Genomic DNA, 16,486 nt, shown 5'->3' with positions numbered 1-16,486 from the left:
ACCCGGGCGATTCATGCTCGACGCCGGGTGGATGCTGCGGCCGATCGCCGAGCGACCCATTCCGGCCCGCTCAGCCCGAGGTGCGCCTCCGCGGGCGGGAACCGGGTTCGACTCACCCCCGGCGCGCCTCGCCGTCGCGCGCCGCCCCGGGGGTGAGTCTCGAGGGGTGCCCCTGGACTTCACCGCGATCGACTTCGAGACGGCGAACTCCAGCAATGCGTCGGCCTGTGCCGTCGGGCTCACGCGCGTACGCGACGGCCGTGTGGTTGACAAGGCGGGCTGGCTGATCCAGCCGCCGCCCGGCCACGACGTGTTCTTCGAGATCAACACGGGCATCCACGGTCTCCGCGCCGAAGACGTCGCCGGCGCGAAGCGCTGGACCGAGCAGCTCGACGACATCACGGCGTTCGCCGGCACCGACGTCATGGTCGCCCACAACGCCGGGTTCGACATGATGGTGCTGCGCCGTGCATGCGAAGCCACCGGCGACGAGTGCCCGCCGTACCGCTACGTCTGCAGCCTTCAGGTGGCTCGCAAGACGTACGAGCTCGACTCCTACCGGCTGCCGTCGGTGGCCGCGGCGGCCGGCTTCCTCGAGTTCCCGCACCACGATCCGATCGCCGATGCGCTCGCGTGCGCGCACATCATGATCGACGCCGCTCGCATCGTGGGTGCGACCGACATCGAGTCGCTCGCGACGCTGGCGGGCGTGCGAGTGGGCCAGATCCGTGTGCCCGCCCCCGAGCCGATCCTCCCGGATTTCGCGACCGCCGTCGCCTGACCCCCCCTGCCCCCCCGGGTCTTCTTCAGCGAGACCGGATAGGCGCCACGAGACCGAGCGCGTCCGTCACTGTCTCGTCGCGCCTATCCGGTCTCGCGAATGTGAGGCGGGGCGATGTCGGGGGGTCGCGGCACCATGACGGTATGGATGCACTCACCCTCGCCCTCGGATGTCTTGCGGCAGGCCTCTTCGCTGGATGGTTCGCCGGCCTCGCACGTGGGGCGGTGCGGTCGGGGCGCGAGCGCACCGAGCTGACCGCGCGCCTCGCGGCGTCCGACGCCGCCGGGCACGCCCTGCGGCTCGACCTCGACCGCCAGCTCGCGCTGTACCGCGAGCTCTCCGGGCAGACCCGAGCCGACCAGGCCGCGCGCGACGAGCGCGAGCGACGCGAACAGGCCGTCCTGCGCGCGCTCGCGCCCGTGCAGGACTCGCTGCGGACGATGCAGCTCAAGGTCGACGACCTCGAACGCGACCGGCACACGCAGTTCGGCGCCGTCGCCGAGCAGCTGCGGCACGCGAACGAGTCGGGCGAGGCGCTGCGGGCGACGACCGAGTCGCTCGCGAGCGCTCTGCGCTCGGGCGCGACACGCGGCGTGTGGGGCGAGACGCAGCTGCGCCGCGTCGTCGAGGCCGCCGGACTCACGAGGTACGTCGACTTCGACACGCAGAGCGCGGTGGTGTCGGATGCCGGAGCCGGCCGCCCCGACATGGTGATCCGTCTGCCCGGCGACAAGTCGCTGGCCGTCGACGCGAAGGTGCCTCTCGACGCCTACCTCGAGGCATCCAGCATCCCCCTCACAGCGCAGGGCGAGGAGGGCGCGCGCCGACGCGCGCTTCTCGGCCGCCACGTCAAGGCGGTGCGCGCACACGTCGATGCGCTCGCCAAGAAGACGTATTGGGCGGGGCTCAGCTCCAGCCCTGAGTTCGTGGTGTGCTTCATCCCGAGCGAGTCGTTGCTCGCATCCGCACTCGAGGAAGACCCCGCGCTCCTCGACTACGCGTTCGGCAAACGCGTCGCCCTGGCCTCGCCCGTCAATCTCTGGGCTGTGCTGAAGACTGTCGCCTTCACGTGGACCCAGCAGGACGTGTCGAAGGAAGCGCGAGAACTGCTCGCCCTCGGCACACAGCTGTTCGACCGTCTCGCTGGCCTCGCCGGTCACGCCGACGATCTGCGGCGGGCGCTCGAGCGGACGGTCGACAGCTACAACCGGTTCGTCGGTTCGCTCGAGTCGCGGGTGCTCGTGACCGCGCGGAAGTTTCCGGGCATCGATGCGACCAAGCTCGACGCGGTCGCAGCGCCGGCAGTCATCGAAACCGGGGCGCGGCGGATGACGGCTCCTGAGCTGCTCGATGGCCTGGAGGATTTTGCCGCGACGGACGGGCGCGAAGGTCTCGAGAGTTTCGACGCCCGAGACGGGGAAGATCCGGATGACGGGGAGGGCGCGGCCAATCCGCTCGTCGCCGATGTCGGTGCCCTACGGGGCAGGCTCACTGCACCCGACGAATGAGGCGAAGGGTCACGCGCCGCCCGGCACGAAGCTGAGAAGCGCGATCACGGCAGCCGAGACGCCCACGAAGGCGCCGATCATCCACCACGCGCTGGGCTGGTGACCCTCATCACGGCGCACCCGGAAGAGGACATCGGGGCGTCGGGCCGGATCGACGGCGTCTGCGATGACGGCCTGCGCGCCGGTCTGCGGAGCAGAGTTGCTCGTCGGTGCGGCTGCGGACATCGTGCATCTCCTCGGTCTCAGAATGCTCTGAGTCAGCGTCGACTCCGGAGTCGATTCTGCCAGAGAAGCCTGAATACGGGGTCACATCCGCATCACGATGGCGAGTCACGCGACGCGAGGGCGAGTCACGCGACGCGAAGGCGAGTCACGCGGCGCGAGGGCGAGTCACACGGCGCGAGGGCGAGTCACACGGCGCGAAGGCGGAAAGGCATAGACATAGACGCGGGTCGCACACCGAGTGCATCAACTTCGGAGATCTGCAGTGTTCCGGAGCGCATCCGGCCCAGGCATCCGAAGCTGTGCAGATCGCCGAGATTCGAGCGACCCTTCCGGAGGCGGGGCGATACGCTCGGCCTACCGGTCGCGAATCACAGCCACTTCGACGTGAGATGCTCCGAAACGATGCGCCGCAGGGTGCCGGAGCGTCCGCGCAGCACGACGCTCTCGCTGTAGATGAAGTCGCCCTCGCGTCGCACCCCGGCCACGAGCTGCCCGTCGGTGACCCCCGTTGCGACGAAGATCGTGTTGTCGCCCTTCACAAGCTCGTCGGCCTCGTAGACGTAGCCGTCGAGCTTCAGTCCGGCATCCGCGCCCTTCTGGGCCTCGTCGTCGTCGCGAGTCCAGAGCCGGCCCTGGATGTGACCGCCGAGCGCCTTGATCGCGCACGCCGTGACGATGCCCTCGGGGCTGCCGCCGATGCCGGCGCACATGTCGGTGCGGGCGTTGTGGCGAGCCGCGTTGATGCCGCCCGCCACGTCGCCGTCGCTCATCAGCCGTGTTCCGGCGCCCGCTGCGCGGATGTCGGCGATCAGCTTCTCGTGGCGGGGACGATTCAGCACCGACACGACGATCTCGTCGACGGGCTTGCCGAGCGCCTTGGCGAGGAGGCGGATGTTCTCGCCGATCGGGAGTCGGATGTCGACCACGCCCACTCCCGCGGGGCCGGTGACCAGCTTGTCCATGTAGAACACGCTCGAGGCGTCGAGCATCGCGCCGCTGTCTGATACCGCGATGACCGAGAGGGCGTTCTGGCGGCCTGCGGCGGTAAGAGAGGTCCCGTCGATCGGGTCGACCGCGACATCGCACGCCGGCCCGCGGCCGCTGCCCACCTTCTCGCCGTTGAAGAGCATCGGCGCCTGGTCTTTCTCGCCCTCCCCGATCACGATCGTGCCGTCGAAATCCACGGTGCTGAAGAACGCGCGCATCGCGTCGACCGCCGCGCCGTCGGCGGCGAGCTTGTCGCCCCGCCCGATGAACGGCACGGCGCGGATCGCCGCCGCCTCCGTCGCGCGCACGAGTTCGAGTGCGAGGTTGCGGTCCGGATGCAGGGGGCCCAAGTCGGCCGAGATGCTCACCATGCGGTCAGCCTAATCAGCGCACCCGGCGCGGGACGGCCATGCGGAGCGCCCCGTCGTGAAGGAATCGCCGTTCTTGCCGGGCAGGAAAACCCTGCACTCTCTGCGGAGGGCGGAGGCGGCATCGCGGTTGCACGGCCGTCTCGTCAGCGGCTCCTTCGCTAGAGTGACCGTGAACCCCTCCAACGACCAAGGAGCACGTCATGCCCGTCGCCACCCCCGAGCAGTACGCCGAGATGCTGGACCGCGCGAAGGCCGGCGGCTTCGCCTACCCCGCGTTCAACGCCTCCAGCTCCCAGAGCGTGAATGCCATCCTGCAGGGCCTCACGGAAGCCGGATCCGACGGCATCATCCAGGTCACCACCGGCGGCGCCGACTACTTCGCCGGCCACACGGTCAAGGCGCGCGCGACCGGCGCGCTCGCCTTCGCGAAGTTCGTGCACGAGGTCGCCAAGAGCTACCCCATCACGGTCGCCCTGCACACCGACCACTGTCCCAAGCCCGCGCTCGCCGACTTCGTGCTCCCGCTCATCGCAGAGTCGGAGAAGGTCGTCGCCGACGGCGGCCAGCCGATCTTCCAGTCGCACATGTGGGACGGCTCTGCCGTGCCGCTGGCTGAGAACATCGAGATCGCGAAAGAGCTGCTCCCCCGCCTACACGCGATCAACGCGATCCTCGAGGTCGAGATCGGCGTCGTCGGCGGCGAGGAGGACGGCGTACAGCACGAGGGTTCGAACGATGCGCTGTACACGACGGTGGGCGATGTGACCGCCGCCGTCGAGGGCCTCGGTCTCGGCGAGCAGGGCCGCTGGATCGCCGCCCTCACGTTCGGCAACGTTCACGGCGTGTACGCACCCGGCAACGTGAAGCTGCGACCCGAACTTCTGGGCGAGATCCAGGAGGGCATCGCGGCGAAGTTCGGCACCGGGCCCAAGCCCCTCGACCTGGTCTTCCACGGCGGAAGCGGATCGACCGACGAAGAGATCGCACTCGCCGTGAAGAACGGCGTCGTCAAGATGAACATCGACACCGATACGCAGTACGCGTTCACGCGCGCCGTCGCCGGCTTCATGTTCGCCAACTACGACGGAGTGCTGAAGGTCGACGGCGGCGTCGGCAACAAGAAGGCCTACGACCCCCGCGCGTGGGGCAAGATCGCCGAATCCGCAATGGCGGCCCGCGTCGTCCAGGCCACGAAGCAGCTCGGCTCGGCGGCTCAGTCCAAGAGTTGATTCGACGCCGTCTCACCAGCAGCAGTGGATGCCTCGACCCGCACGGGTCGAGGCATCCGCTGTTGGGTCATCCACTGCGGCGGCAGGCTCATCCGGCCGGAGTGCCGGGCAGGTCGTAGCGCATGAGAACCCGCCCGTCGGTGATCGTCCGGATCTCGACGGAACGGATGGATGCCGTATCCAGATCCGTGCCCGCGCTCACGCGCGCCGTCGACCCCGGCAGCGCGCGCCACGTCGATACCGTGGAGACCGATCCGTCGGATCCGACGACGGCCAGCGCATATGGCCTGCCCTCTTCGGGGCCGTGGGAGCCGGCATCGGTATAGCGGCAGTCGATGTCGATCTTCGTACCCCATGCGACGTCGGTGAGCCGCACGGATGCCTCGAGCGGTGCACCGCTCACGTCCTCGAACGCGAACGCCGGGGCGGGGGGATTCAGTGACGAGATCGTGACGGGGATCGCCACCGCGGCGATCACGAGGACGACCGCGGCCGCGGCCGACACGATCCAGAGCGTGCGCCGCCGACGCCGCTCGCGGGCGTGCGCCATCGAGGCGATCCCCTCGCGCAATGCGATCGCCGGGCCCTCCGGTTCGTCGCCCGAGGCGAGCGACAGTGCTCGCGCAGCCGGAATCCGCGAAAGGAGCCCGACCGTGGGCGCGAGCTCGCCGATGGCGTGACGGCATTCGTCGCATGACTCGAGGTGCGCTTCGAAAGCACGACGATCCGTGGTCGAGAGCGCGCCCAAGACGTAGGCGGCATCCCATTCGGCGAAGTGCGCGTGTTCGGGATTCATCGCGTCACCCCCCTCTCCTGCAGTGCGAGCCGCATGGCTCTCAGCCCGTAGTGCAACCGCGATTTCACAGTGCCCTCCGGGATGTCGAGCTCGACAGCGGCCTGGGCGACGCTCCGGCCGCCGAAGTACGTGGTGACGACGGCAGCACGGTGATCCGGGCTGAGCGTCGACAAGGCCTCTTCGATGAGGATCTGCTCGAAGAGGGCATCGGTGTCGTCGTCTCTCGCGTGCTCGGGCAGATCGGCAACAGGATGCTCGTGCCGCCGCCGCGCGCTCCGCGCTTCGTCGATCACGAGGTGGCGGGCGACGGTGATCATCCATGCCCGCATGGTCGAGGGCTCCTGGGCCAGGATGCGCGGGTTCCGCCACGCCCGGAGCAGAGTCTCCTGCACGACGTCGTCCGCCCCCGCGCGATCCCCCGTGAGACTCACGACATAGCGCCACACGGGCGCGGCGTGCGCGTCGAAGAGTGCGCCCAGGCGCTCATCGTCGTCTCGCGGCACCGGCCTCACCCCTCTCATGGGAGTACACGATGCGCCGACCCGCACGGTTCATCAGCAGCCGCAGGTTCAGCCGGTCTTGAGCAGTGAACTCGTGATCGCCGGATCGTTCAGGAGAGGGACCATGAGGCACGTGGTCAGCACGATGAAGCTGATGGCCGCGCCCACGACGGGAACCCACCACACGGTCCGGCCGTGGCGGGCACGCACGAAGACGACGAGCGCGGTGAGGATCCAGCCGACGGAGAAGGCGATCGCGCCGATCAGCCCCCATGTCCGCCCTTGATCGAGGTTCGTGAAGTCGCCGCTGATGCCCGCGAGAGTCATGAACTGCTGTGCGAACGCGGAGAAATTCACGGACTGGATGCTGGTGAGCACCACCTGCACGAGCCCATAGCCGAGAAGCACCATCGCGACGATCACATCGATGCGTCGCCGGCCCGCGCGGGAAGCGGCAGCGGCGTCGATGTTCGGCGGAAGGGGCACCCACGCGGGCGCGGGGGCGTGCGGGTCACCCGTGGGATGCGGTCGCAATTCGACGCGTTCCGGGTCCTGCCCCGTCTCGAGTGCATAGGTCAGATCGGGCTGCTGGATACGCGCCCGCTGCTCTTCCGGTGTCGCATACTCGCCGTACTCAGGGCGGGGGCGGGCAGAGCCGGATGGCGCAGCGTCAGGACGCGAATTGTCGTCGCTCATCCGCGACCCCGCCCACCGAGCGCACGGTCGTCGCGGCGCCCGGAAGAATCCTGCCTGAGCTCCTTGGGGAGCGAGAAGAGCAGATCCTCCTCGGCCGTGCGGACCTCCTCGACCGAGCCGTAACCGGCACCGGCGAGTTCGGCCAGCACCTCCTGCACGAGCACCTCCGGAACCGACGCGCCGCTGGTGACGCCCACGGTCTCGACGCCGTCGAGCCACTCCTGGCGCATCTCGTCGGCGTAGTCCACGCGGTAGGCGGCCTTCGCGCCGTATTCGAGCGCGACCTCGACCAGACGAACGCTGTTGGACGAGTTGGCGGACCCGACCACGATCACGAGGTCGGCATCCTTGGCGACCTTCTTGATCGCGACCTGGCGGTTCTGGGTCGCGTAGCAGATGTCGTCCGACGGCGGATCGTGCAGCTCGGGGAACCGCACCCGGAGCCGGCGGACGGTCTCCATCGTCTCGTCGACCGAGAGCGTGGTCTGAGACAGCCAGACGACCTTGGAAGGATCCTTCACCTCGATCGTGTCGGCGTGCTCCGGGGAGTTGACGATCGTCACGTGCTCGGGCGCCTCACCCGCGGTGCCCTCGACTTCCTCGTGACCCTCGTGGCCGATCAGCAGGATCTCGAAATCGTCGCGGGCGAATCGCACCGCCTCGCGGTGCACCTTCGTGACCAGCGGACAGGTCGCATCGATCGCCTGCAGTCCGCGATCGGATGCCGCGCGCACGACAGCGGGCGAGACGCCGTGGGCGCTGAACACGACGTGTGCCCCCTCGGGGACCTCATCGACCTCTTCGACGAAGATCGCGCCCTTCTGCTCGAGTTCGGCGACGACGTGGATGTTGTGCACGATCTGCTTTCGCACGTACACCGGCGCGCCGAAGCGCTCCAGTGCCTTCTCGACAGCGATCACCGCGCGGTCGACGCCGGCGCAGTATCCGCGGGGCGAGGCCAGCAGGACCTTCTTGAGCCCGTCGACGGGGATATCCTGGAGGCGCTCGCGCCGCCGCGGAACGCGGGGGACGGGCATTCGGACAGCCGGAGTGCTCACGTGTCGAGTCTACGGGGCCTCCCGGTGCGCGGGCTGAGCGCCCGCCGGCCGACACCTCTCGCCCCTCCGATCAGCACACGAAAGGCCTCGATGACGACCTTCCAGCCGGCCGTCGCCCCGGGCCAGGCGCCCCCGCCCGATTCCGTGCATCCTCGAGACTCGAGTCAGGCGGCCCCGACATCGGTTTCACGTCTGAACGAGACGATCCGGGGCTTCGTGGAGAAATGGGGCTCGGTCTGGGTCGAGGGTGAGATCACCTCGTGGAACCAGCGCGGCAGCAACGTCTTCGGCCGTATGAAGGATGCCGCCACCGACGCGACGATCTCATTCCGGATCTGGTCGAGCACGCTCCAGCGACTCCCCGACGACCTCAAGCTCGGCGACCACGTCATCGCGTGCGTGAAGGCCGACTACTTCGTGAAATCCGGCGACTTCACGTTCGCGGTCTCGGCCATGCGGCACGTCGGACTTGGTGATCAGCTCGAGAAGCTCGAGCGTCTGCGTGCGCAGCTGCGCGCAGAGGGCCTGTTCGACGCCGCGCGGAAGAAGCCGCTGCCGTTCCTCCCCGCCGTGATCGGCCTGATCACCGGCGAGAAGTCGGATGCGGAGAAAGATGTCCACCGTATCGCCGAGCTGCGTTGGCCGCAGGTACGGTTCCGCACTGCGTATGCCGCCGTGCAGGGAGACCGCTGCGTCCCCGACACGATCGGCGCCCTCAAGGCCCTCGACGCCGATCCGCAGGTCGATGTCATCATCATCGCGCGCGGCGGTGGCGATCCGCAGACGCTGCTCGGCTTCAGTGACGAACGGATGCTGCGTGCGGTGGCCGCAGCATCCACTCCCGTGGTCAGCGCGATCGGCCACGAGAACGACCATCCGCTCCTCGACGACGTCGCCGACCTGCGCGCCTCGACCCCGTCGGATGCGGCCAAGCGCGTCGTGCCCGACGTCGCGGAGCAGCGCGCGCTGGTCGGACAGCTGCGTTCCCGCCTGACATCGCGGCTCACCCAGCGCGTCACGCACGACATGGTCCAGCTCGAACAGCTGCGCTCCCGTCCGGCCCTGCGGGCGCCGGAGTCGATGATCGACGCGCGCGCTCAGCAGCTGTGGCTGCAGCTCGTTCGCGGCCGAGACCTCGTGGACCGCCGGCTCGAGGCGCAGGAGCGGCGGACTTCCGAGCTGCGTTCGACGCTGCGCGCGCTCTCCCCCGCCTCCACGCTCGCGCGGGGGTACGCGATCGCGCATCTGACGGGGGGCGCGATCGTCCGCGATGCGGCGCAGGCGCCCGCCGGCGAGCGGATCATCGTGACGGTGGGCCGGGGCTCGCTCGCGGCGCGGTCCGAGGGCGAGGTCGCAGAATCGGCAGCGACGGAATAGTCGGCTGATCCGCATGCGCGTACTGACATTTTGATATATTGCAGCCATGATCATCATCGCTGCTCTCACACTCGCCACCGCCGCCGCATCCGGAGCACTTTCACACGCAGACGTCAGCGTGCCGGATCCCGCCGTGGAGACGACGGTCACGGAGACCTTCACTCTCGACGGTAGCGACATCTTCAACTGGAGTCCTGACCACATGGTCCAGCTGCAGTGCCCCGATACACACCCCCTGCGCAGAGCCCACGAGTACCACCCCAACTCGGGGTGGCGCATTCCTTTCGGGTTGCAGATCAGCGCCGGTGGCGATCACGTCGACGCCGCGATCCTCGGATATACGACCCTGAACTTCACAGACCTCTCCAAGCCCGGGGTAGACGGAGTGGTCGGCTCGGTCGCCAACTGGTCGGCCTTCTCCAGGACCGTCACGGTGACGCTCCACTGCACCGTCAGGGACCTGGACGCCACCCTCGGCTGACTCATCGCACCGAAGCGCACATTCCGGGGCGGAGCGACCGGGCCTTCAGACCGGGCGCGACACCGACCTGATCGAGGGCCGATCTAGAATGGAGACCATGAGCGGGTCTGACGTACGCGGCACCGAGGTCTCGGAGCTGTCGTTCGAGCAGGCCCGCGACGAGCTCGTCCGCGTCGTCGCAGAGCTCGAGCAGGGCGCTCCCACGCTCGAAGAGTCGCTCGCCCTCTGGGAGCGCGGCGAAGCGCTCGCCGCGCGATGCGAAGACTGGCTGCTCGGCGCGAAACGGCGGTTGGATGCTGCGCGCGGCGCCACGACCGCACAAGACGCCGTCTCTCCCCGCCGGGAGGCATGATGGCGTCGGGACCGCGCATCGTCGCCGAGCTGGGTCGCCCGGAAACCCCGGACGAGACAGCCGCCCGCAAGGCCGAATCCTCGCGCGTATACCGGTCGAGTCAGACGGTGCGAAATCTGATCGCCGCCCTCCTGGTCACCCTGGCCGTCGTCGCCGTCATCGTCTTCGCCGTTCCCCGCGGGACCCCCGCTCCCGCGGCTCCGATCGATGTGGCGGCCGTGGCGACGAGCGTCGGCTCCGGCCTGCAGCGCACCGTGATCACGCCGAAGGTGCCGACGGAATGGATCGTCAACCGGGCGGCCGTCGAAGGCGATGCAACCGCGGCCTGGACGATCGTGTACGTTCCGGACGCAGCCCAGGGCTTCCTGCGGGTTGCGCAGGGATTCGATGCCGACCCTGCATGGCCTACGCGCGTGCTCAGCGGCGCCTCGATCGACGGAAACACCACGATCGACGGGATCGTGTGGGACACCTACCGGATCTCGGATCCGTCGCGAGCGGGCAATGTGTCTGCCGCCATGAGCACTGTTGCGGGGCCGGACACGATCCTCATCTATGGGTCGACCGACGACGCAGCGATGCGCACGGCGGCGGCCGGCGTTGCCGACCAGGTACGAGCACTGCGCGAACAGACGAGTGGAGCCAACGGATGAGCCTCGACCGCCCTACCCCCGGAACCGCGTGGGCCGACATGCAGAGCGGAAACGTCCGCTTCGTCGACGGCACGCCCGAGCATCCGCGTCAGGACATCGAGAGACGGCATTCCATCGCTGCGGCTCAGAAGCCGCGCGCCGCGCTGTTCGGCTGTTCCGACTCGCGCCTGTCGGCCGAGATCATCTTCGACATGGGACTCGGCGACCTCTTCGTGGTGCGGAACGCGGGCCAGGTGATCTCGGACTCCGTCGTCGGCAGCCTGGAGTACGCCGTCGCCGTGCTGGAAGTGCCGCTGATCGTCGTCCTCGGCCACGACGAGTGCGGCGCGGTCAACGCCGCGATCGACAGTACCCGCGTCGACGCTCCCAGCCTCCCTCCGCACATCTGGCGCCAGATCGCGCCGATCGTACCTGCCGTGCGCCGCGTCATCCGCGAGACCGCCGTCGATGGTGTGCCGACCGGCGATATCGACGGCGAACGGGTGGGCCGCGAGCACCTGCGCGACACCGTCGCCGAGCTGCTGCACTCGTCGGAGCTCATCAGCGACGCGATCGCCGAGGGCCGCCTGGCGATCGTGGGGGCGAACTACCGACTCGGCGAGGGCACGGCCGTGCCCGACATCATCGTTGGCGACGCGAACGACGCGGGCGCCGGAACCGGAGGAACGAACACGTGAGCGACATCGAGTACCGCATCGAGCACGACACCATGGGCGAGGTGCGGGTGCCCAAGGATGCGCTCTACGCCGCACAGACACAGCGCGCGGTAGAGAACTTCCCGATTTCGGGTGACAGCATCGACCCGGCGCAGATCGTGGCGCTCGCCCGCATCAAGAAGGCTGCGGCGCTGGCCAACAAAGACCTCGGCGTGCTCGACGGCGACGTCGCCGACGCGATCGCCTTCGCGGCCGACGAAGTCGTCGCCGGCGGTTACTTCGACCAGTTCCCCATCGACGTCTACCAGACCGGCAGCGGCACGTCGTCGAACATGAACATCAACGAGGTGCTCGCCTCGCTCGCCTCGCGCAAACTCGGCTCACCCGTTCACCCGAACGATCACGTCAACGCTTCACAGTCCTCCAACGACGTCTTCCCGACATCTGTGCACGTCGCGGTGACCCAGGCGCTCATCGACGATCTCATCCCCGCGCTCGACCACCTCGCCGTGTCCCTCGAGGCGAAGGCGGAGTTGTGGAAGCACGCCGTCAAGGCCGGCCGCACCCACCTCATGGACGCCACGCCGGTCACCCTCGGCCAGGAGTTCGGCGGCTATGCCCGCCAGATGCGCCTCGGGATCGATCGCGTACAGGCCGTGCTCCCCCGCGTCGCCGAGGTACCCCTGGGCGGAACAGCTGTCGGCACGGGCATCAACACACCGCTCGGCTTCCCGCAGAAGGTCATCGCACTGCTCGTGGCCGAGACAGAACTGCCCATCACCGAGGCCAAGGACCACTTCGAGGCTCAGGCGAATCGCGACGGACTGGTCGAGGCATCCGGCGCGCTGCGCACCATCGCGGTCTCACTCACCAAGATCAACAACGACCTGCGGTGGATGGGCTCGGGCCCGAACACCGGACTCGGTGAGCTGCACATCCCGGATCTGCAGCCCGGGTCCTCGATCATGCCGGGCAAGGTCAACCCGGTCGTGCCCGAAGCCACCCTCATGGTGTGCGCCCGGGTGATCGGCAACGACGCCACCGTTGCGTGGGCCGGCGCATCGGGGATCTTTGAGCTGAACGTCGCGATTCCCGTGATGGGCACCGCGCTCCTCGAATCCATCCGGCTCCTCTCGAACTCGATGCGAATCCTCGCCGACAAGACGATCGACGGGCTCGAAGCGAACCTGGACCGGGCCGCCGCGTTCGCCGGGATGTCGCCGTCGATCGTCACGCCGCTCAACAAGCTCATCGGCTACGAGGCCGCGGCGAAGATCGCCAAGCATGCGGTCGCGAAGGGAATCACTGTCCGTGAAGCGGTCATAGATCTCGGATACGTGGAGCGGGGCGAACTCACGAGCGAGCAGCTGGATGAGAAGCTCGACCTCCTTTCGATGACCCACCCGGGATAAACAAGGCGCTCTCTCGGCTTGCCGGGGCCATAATCATGGGGTGACTCGCACGCCCAGGACTGTCTCGGCGCGCGTACGGATTCTGGGGGCAATCCTCGCCGTGGCGTGCGTCGGGCTGGCGATCGTGGGCAGCGTGACCTTCCTCGTGCAGCGGGAGAGAGTGCTGGCTGAGATCGATGACCGTCTGACCTCGCAGATCGCGAGCCTTCAAACTGTCGCCGGTACCAACACCGACAGCACCGCGCCCCCCTCAGACGGTGCGCCCACGGCGACCGAGAACCTCGACATCGATCACTACACCACGGTGGTGGAATACCTCCGAGTCGCCGTCGCACGCCTCGTGCCCGGCCGTAACGAAGCATCGGTCGGCATCCTCGACGGTCAGGCGCGCTACCGCCCGGCCACCCTCTCGGGGTTCGACATCTCGCAGGATCAGGCGCTGATCGACCGGGTCGTCGCAGAAACGACTGCAGCGGGCGGCGCGGTGCGCGGCACTGCCGTCACCGACCAGGGGTCGCTGCGGTACATCGCCGTCCCGGTGTCGATGGCGGGCGACGATCACCAGGGCGTCTATCTGCGGGCGGTGCAGCTGGACGCCGAGCTCGCGCCGGTGACGCTCTCGATCATCACCTATGGAATCGCGGCCGGAATCGTTCTGGCCGCCATCGGAGTGGTGGGCTGGTTCGTCGCGGGACGCCTGCTCTCCCCTCTTCGGCAGCTGCGCGATACCGCAGACTCGATCACCCTCAACGAACTGGGTGCGCGGCTCCCCGCCCAGGGAAATGACGACATCACCGACCTGACCCGCACGGTGAACTCCATGCTCGACAGGCTCGAAGGCTCCGTCGACACGCAGCGCCAGCTCCTGGATGACGTGCGACACGAGCTCAAGACTCCGATCACGATCGTCCGAGGGCATCTGGAGCTGATGAATCCCGGGGACCCGGCGGACGTGCGAGCCACACGAGAGATCGGGATGGCGGAACTTGATCGAATGACCCGCCTGGTCGACGACATCGATCTGCTCGCCGCGGCCGAAGACGACCAGTTCTCGATGTCCGACGTCGAGGTCGAAGCCCTCACCGATCGCGTGAGCGAACTCGTGTCCGTGATTCCCGGTCACGACTGGAGCGTGCAGCAGGTCGGCTCGGCCCGCATCAGCGGTGATCAGGACCGACTTCTCCAGGCATGGCTCCAGCTGGCGGACAATGCCGCGAAATACACGCCCGCTGACTCGCCGATCGAGATCGGCAGCACGATCGTCGCGGGTGAGGCGCAACTCTGGGTCCGAGACCACGGCCCCGGCATCCCACCCGCAGCCCGTCACCGGATCTTCCGACGCTTCGATCGCGCGCACGGCAAGCGCTCCATCGGCGGTTCGGGACTGGGGCTCGCGATCGTCGATGCGATCACCAAGGCGCACGGCGGGCGATGCACCGTCACCGACACAGAGGGTGGCGGTGCCACCTTCACGATCCACGTGCCCATCGGCACGACAACGGCGCTTCCCGCACCCGTGCGCGCCGGTGACGTCGTACTCCAGCGGGAGGCCGCCGAATGACGCTGATACTCATCGCGGAGGACGAGCCGAACATCGCCGCCTTCATCAGCAGGGGCCTTCGGGCCTCCGGCTATTCCACGACCATCGTGGAGGACGGTGCCGAGGCGCTGGAGGCCGCCCTCGACGGCAGCGCCGATCTTGTTCTGCTCGACATCGGTCTGCCCACCATGGACGGCTTCGAGGTTCTTCGATTGCTGCGCGCGCGGGGATCTTCGATCCCGGTCATCATGCTCACTGCGCGCTCCAGCACCCGCGACACCGTGGAGGGTCTGGACGCCGGGGCGAACGACTACGTGCCGAAGCCTTTCACGTTCGAGGAGCTGCTGGCACGGGTGCGCTCGCGGCTGCGCGAGACGAGCGCGAACACCGCGATCGTCATCACGCAGGGCGACGTCGCGCTCGACGTGCGAAGCCGGCGTGCGACCGTGAACGGCCGTGAGGTCGAGCTGTCCTCACGGGAATTCGCGCTCGCCGAGCAGTTCCTCTCCAACCCGGGTCGCATCCTCAGCCGCGAGGAGCTGCTGAGCAGCGTATGGGGCCTGGACTTCGATCCCGGATCCAACGTCGTCGACGTGTATGTCCGCTACCTGCGCGGCAAGTTGGGCGTCGAGCACATCACGGCGATCCGCGGTGTCGGATACCGCTGGGACTGACCGCGCGAGCGCAAGTCAGTGAGCACCACTCGCGTCGACGCACGAAGAAGCCCCCGGTGCTGGGGGACACCGGGGGCTGCGGGGCGCGGAGCTGGGGGAACTCCGGCCTCGTCAACCGCGCCTATCCGGGGAGGAGGGCGATTGATCCTTCTTCGATCCGTCACGCGACCACGATGAGCCGGAATCGGATGGGGAACCCGCACCGGGTGCGGGGGTCTGCGAGGCGCGCCAGCGGGCCTCGAACTCTGTCATCTGATCATGATTGCGCGCCACCCACCGAGCGATGTCGGCGTCCGACCACCCTCGGGTACGCGCCCACTGGACGAGGCGATCCCACCCGCCCGATGCGGCCGCGCCGGCGAGGAAATCCTGCTCCGGGGTCTCGACGACGGTCGGAGCGGCCGGCACCGATGCGTCGGTGGAGACCGTGCCGGAACCCGAGGACGCCGAGGGAGCGACGTCTTCTGGAGCGGGCGCCGGCACGGTCTCAGCCGAGGGGGCGGTGGTCGAGGGATCGGGGGTCGCGGGGGCGGCAGTCGTTGCCGCCGGGCTGGGCATCGCAGATGGGGCGGGGGCTGGAACGTCGATGCGAGCGAGGGCGACCCTGGTCCCGGCGCTGTCGGCCAAAGCGGCGGAATTGGTCACGGCGACGGCGCACACGACAGCGATGCTCGCCGCCACGGTGGCTACGCCACCGACGGCCAGCCGCATACGTGCGCCCATCTCGATCCCTCCGACTCATAGGCCCCCAGGGGGTGTATCCATGTTTGCAGAGCAGACACGCAAAACACCGGTCGAAGCGATGAGACTCTTCTCATCTCCGTCTCCGGATGACCGGCTGCAAGCCAGTCCTCCAGCACGACGAAGGGGCCGGGATGCCGCATCCCGGCCCTTTTCGAAGAGACGATCACATTCGATATACTGGCGTATTAGAACCTTCCCTGTGCTGAGATTGTGATGTCTTCGTGTTCAGATTCGACCCTTTCGATGTAGGCGTCGGCGTGGTGCTGGCGACGTGCTTGGTGCTGGGGTCGGGTGTGGTGTCGGCGAGTGCGGCTGAGGGTGATGGGGCTTCGGTGTCGCCGGTGGTGGGTGGGTTTGGTTTGGGTGATGGTGTGGAGGGTTTGATCGATGAGCGGGTGGGGTCGTTCGCGTTCGATGTGCGGTCGTCGGGGGTGGGGTTGCGGTGG

Annotated in this window: 19 protein-coding genes; 12 read left to right on the top strand and 7 right to left on the bottom strand. The window is 68.3% G+C overall.

Annotated elements, in window-relative coordinates:
• The first annotated feature begins 166 nt into the window (after positions 1–166).
• The gene (locus F6B43_RS00090) at positions 167–781 is read left to right on the top strand and encodes a 3'-5' exonuclease (protein ID WP_150446952.1); all 615 of its coding nucleotides are present in this window, start codon (positions 167–169) and stop codon (positions 779–781) included.
• 143 nt (positions 782–924) lie between these two features.
• Positions 925–2,289: a DNA recombination protein RmuC gene (locus tag F6B43_RS00085; RefSeq protein ID WP_150446951.1), complete on the top strand. Its 1,365-nt coding sequence runs from the start codon at positions 925–927 to the stop codon at positions 2,287–2,289.
• A gap of 9 nt (positions 2,290–2,298) precedes the next feature.
• Here the strand turns inward: F6B43_RS00085 and F6B43_RS00080 are convergent, their stop codons facing one another.
• A complete protein-coding gene (locus tag F6B43_RS00080; RefSeq protein ID WP_150446950.1) occupies positions 2,299–2,514 on the bottom strand; it encodes a UDP-N-acetylmuramyl pentapeptide phosphotransferase in 216 nt (71 codons plus the stop codon).
• Positions 2,515–2,882: 368 nt separating this feature from the next.
• On the bottom strand, positions 2,883–3,872 hold the full coding sequence (glpX, locus tag F6B43_RS00075; RefSeq protein ID WP_150446949.1) for a class II fructose-bisphosphatase: 990 nt from the start codon (positions 3,870–3,872) through the stop codon (positions 2,883–2,885).
• A 200-nt stretch (positions 3,873–4,072) separates the two neighbouring features.
• Here glpX and fbaA point away from each other — a divergent pair, with 200 nt between their 5' ends.
• Positions 4,073–5,101 (top strand): class II fructose-bisphosphate aldolase, encoded by a 1,029-nt coding sequence (gene fbaA, locus F6B43_RS00070; RefSeq protein ID WP_150446948.1) that lies wholly within the window; start codon positions 4,073–4,075, stop codon positions 5,099–5,101.
• 88 nt (positions 5,102–5,189) lie between these two features.
• Here the strand turns inward: fbaA and F6B43_RS00065 are convergent, their stop codons facing one another.
• Genes F6B43_RS00065 through F6B43_RS00050 form a run of 4 tightly spaced genes read right to left on the bottom strand, consistent with a single transcriptional unit; the run spans position 5,190 to position 8,130 of the window.
• Entirely contained in the window at positions 5,190–5,897 is a 708-nt protein-coding gene (locus F6B43_RS00065; RefSeq protein WP_150446947.1) for an anti-sigma factor family protein, read from the bottom strand.
• Complete coding sequence (locus tag F6B43_RS00060; RefSeq protein ID WP_150446946.1) at positions 5,894–6,418, bottom strand: sigma-70 family RNA polymerase sigma factor; 525 nt, start codon at positions 6,416–6,418, stop codon at positions 5,894–5,896. Before F6B43_RS00060 ends, F6B43_RS00065 begins: the two co-directional genes overlap by 4 nt.
• A 48-nt stretch (positions 6,419–6,466) precedes the next feature.
• Positions 6,467–7,093 (bottom strand): DUF6264 family protein, encoded by a 627-nt coding sequence (locus F6B43_RS00055; RefSeq protein WP_150446945.1) that lies wholly within the window; start codon positions 7,091–7,093, stop codon positions 6,467–6,469.
• Positions 7,090–8,130, bottom strand: coding sequence for a 4-hydroxy-3-methylbut-2-enyl diphosphate reductase (locus tag F6B43_RS00050; protein ID WP_150448329.1), 1,041 nt, complete (start codon positions 8,128–8,130; stop codon positions 7,090–7,092). Before F6B43_RS00050 ends, F6B43_RS00055 begins: the two co-directional genes overlap by 4 nt.
• Positions 8,131–8,241: 111 nt before the next feature.
• Here F6B43_RS00050 and xseA point away from each other — a divergent pair, with 111 nt between their 5' ends.
• The 8 genes from xseA (at position 8,242) to F6B43_RS00010 (ending at position 15,296) form a co-directional block, all read left to right on the top strand.
• Positions 8,242–9,528, top strand: coding sequence for an exodeoxyribonuclease VII large subunit (gene xseA / locus F6B43_RS00045; RefSeq protein ID WP_150446944.1), 1,287 nt, complete (start codon positions 8,242–8,244; stop codon positions 9,526–9,528).
• A gap of 46 nt (positions 9,529–9,574) precedes the next feature.
• On the top strand, positions 9,575–10,009 hold the full coding sequence (locus F6B43_RS00040; protein ID WP_150446943.1) for a hypothetical protein: 435 nt from the start codon (positions 9,575–9,577) through the stop codon (positions 10,007–10,009).
• 97 nt (positions 10,010–10,106) lie between these two features.
• On the top strand, positions 10,107–10,361 hold the full coding sequence (locus F6B43_RS00035; protein ID WP_150446942.1) for an exodeoxyribonuclease VII small subunit: 255 nt from the start codon (positions 10,107–10,109) through the stop codon (positions 10,359–10,361).
• On the top strand, positions 10,361–11,014 hold the full coding sequence (locus tag F6B43_RS00030; protein ID WP_150446941.1) for a DUF4245 family protein: 654 nt from the start codon (positions 10,361–10,363) through the stop codon (positions 11,012–11,014). Before F6B43_RS00035 ends, F6B43_RS00030 begins: the two co-directional genes overlap by 1 nt.
• Positions 11,011–11,691 carry a carbonic anhydrase gene (locus tag F6B43_RS00025; protein WP_150446940.1) on the top strand — a complete coding sequence of 227 codons (681 nt, stop codon included), beginning with the start codon at positions 11,011–11,013 and terminating at the stop codon, positions 11,689–11,691. The genes F6B43_RS00030 and F6B43_RS00025 overlap by 4 nt, the downstream gene beginning before the upstream one ends.
• Positions 11,688–13,082: a class II fumarate hydratase gene (locus F6B43_RS00020; RefSeq protein ID WP_150446939.1), complete on the top strand. Its 1,395-nt coding sequence runs from the start codon at positions 11,688–11,690 to the stop codon at positions 13,080–13,082. The genes F6B43_RS00025 and F6B43_RS00020 overlap by 4 nt, the downstream gene beginning before the upstream one ends.
• A gap of 40 nt (positions 13,083–13,122) precedes the next feature.
• Positions 13,123–14,643, top strand: a complete 1,521-nt coding sequence (locus tag F6B43_RS00015) for a sensor histidine kinase (protein WP_211367955.1) — start codon at positions 13,123–13,125, stop codon at positions 14,641–14,643.
• Entirely contained in the window at positions 14,640–15,296 is a 657-nt protein-coding gene (locus F6B43_RS00010; protein WP_150446938.1) for a response regulator transcription factor, read from the top strand. Before F6B43_RS00015 ends, F6B43_RS00010 begins: the two co-directional genes overlap by 4 nt.
• 111 nt (positions 15,297–15,407) lie before the next feature.
• On the opposite strand, the gene F6B43_RS00005 is transcribed toward F6B43_RS00010, so the two are convergent.
• Positions 15,408–16,019 (bottom strand): hypothetical protein, encoded by a 612-nt coding sequence (locus F6B43_RS00005; RefSeq protein ID WP_150446937.1) that lies wholly within the window; start codon positions 16,017–16,019, stop codon positions 15,408–15,410.
• Positions 16,020–16,297: 278 nt separating this feature from the next.
• Between F6B43_RS00005 and F6B43_RS19715 the strand changes: the two genes are divergently transcribed.
• The coding region (locus tag F6B43_RS19715; protein ID WP_211367952.1) for a hypothetical protein at positions 16,298–16,486 on the top strand (189 nt) is incomplete at its 3' end.

Origin of the sequence: Microbacterium rhizomatis (genome assembly GCF_008710745.1) — a bacterium.
GTDB classification, from domain to species: domain Bacteria; phylum Actinomycetota; class Actinomycetes; order Actinomycetales; family Microbacteriaceae; genus Microbacterium; species Microbacterium rhizomatis.
This window is presented reverse-complemented; position numbering and strand designations above follow the sequence as displayed.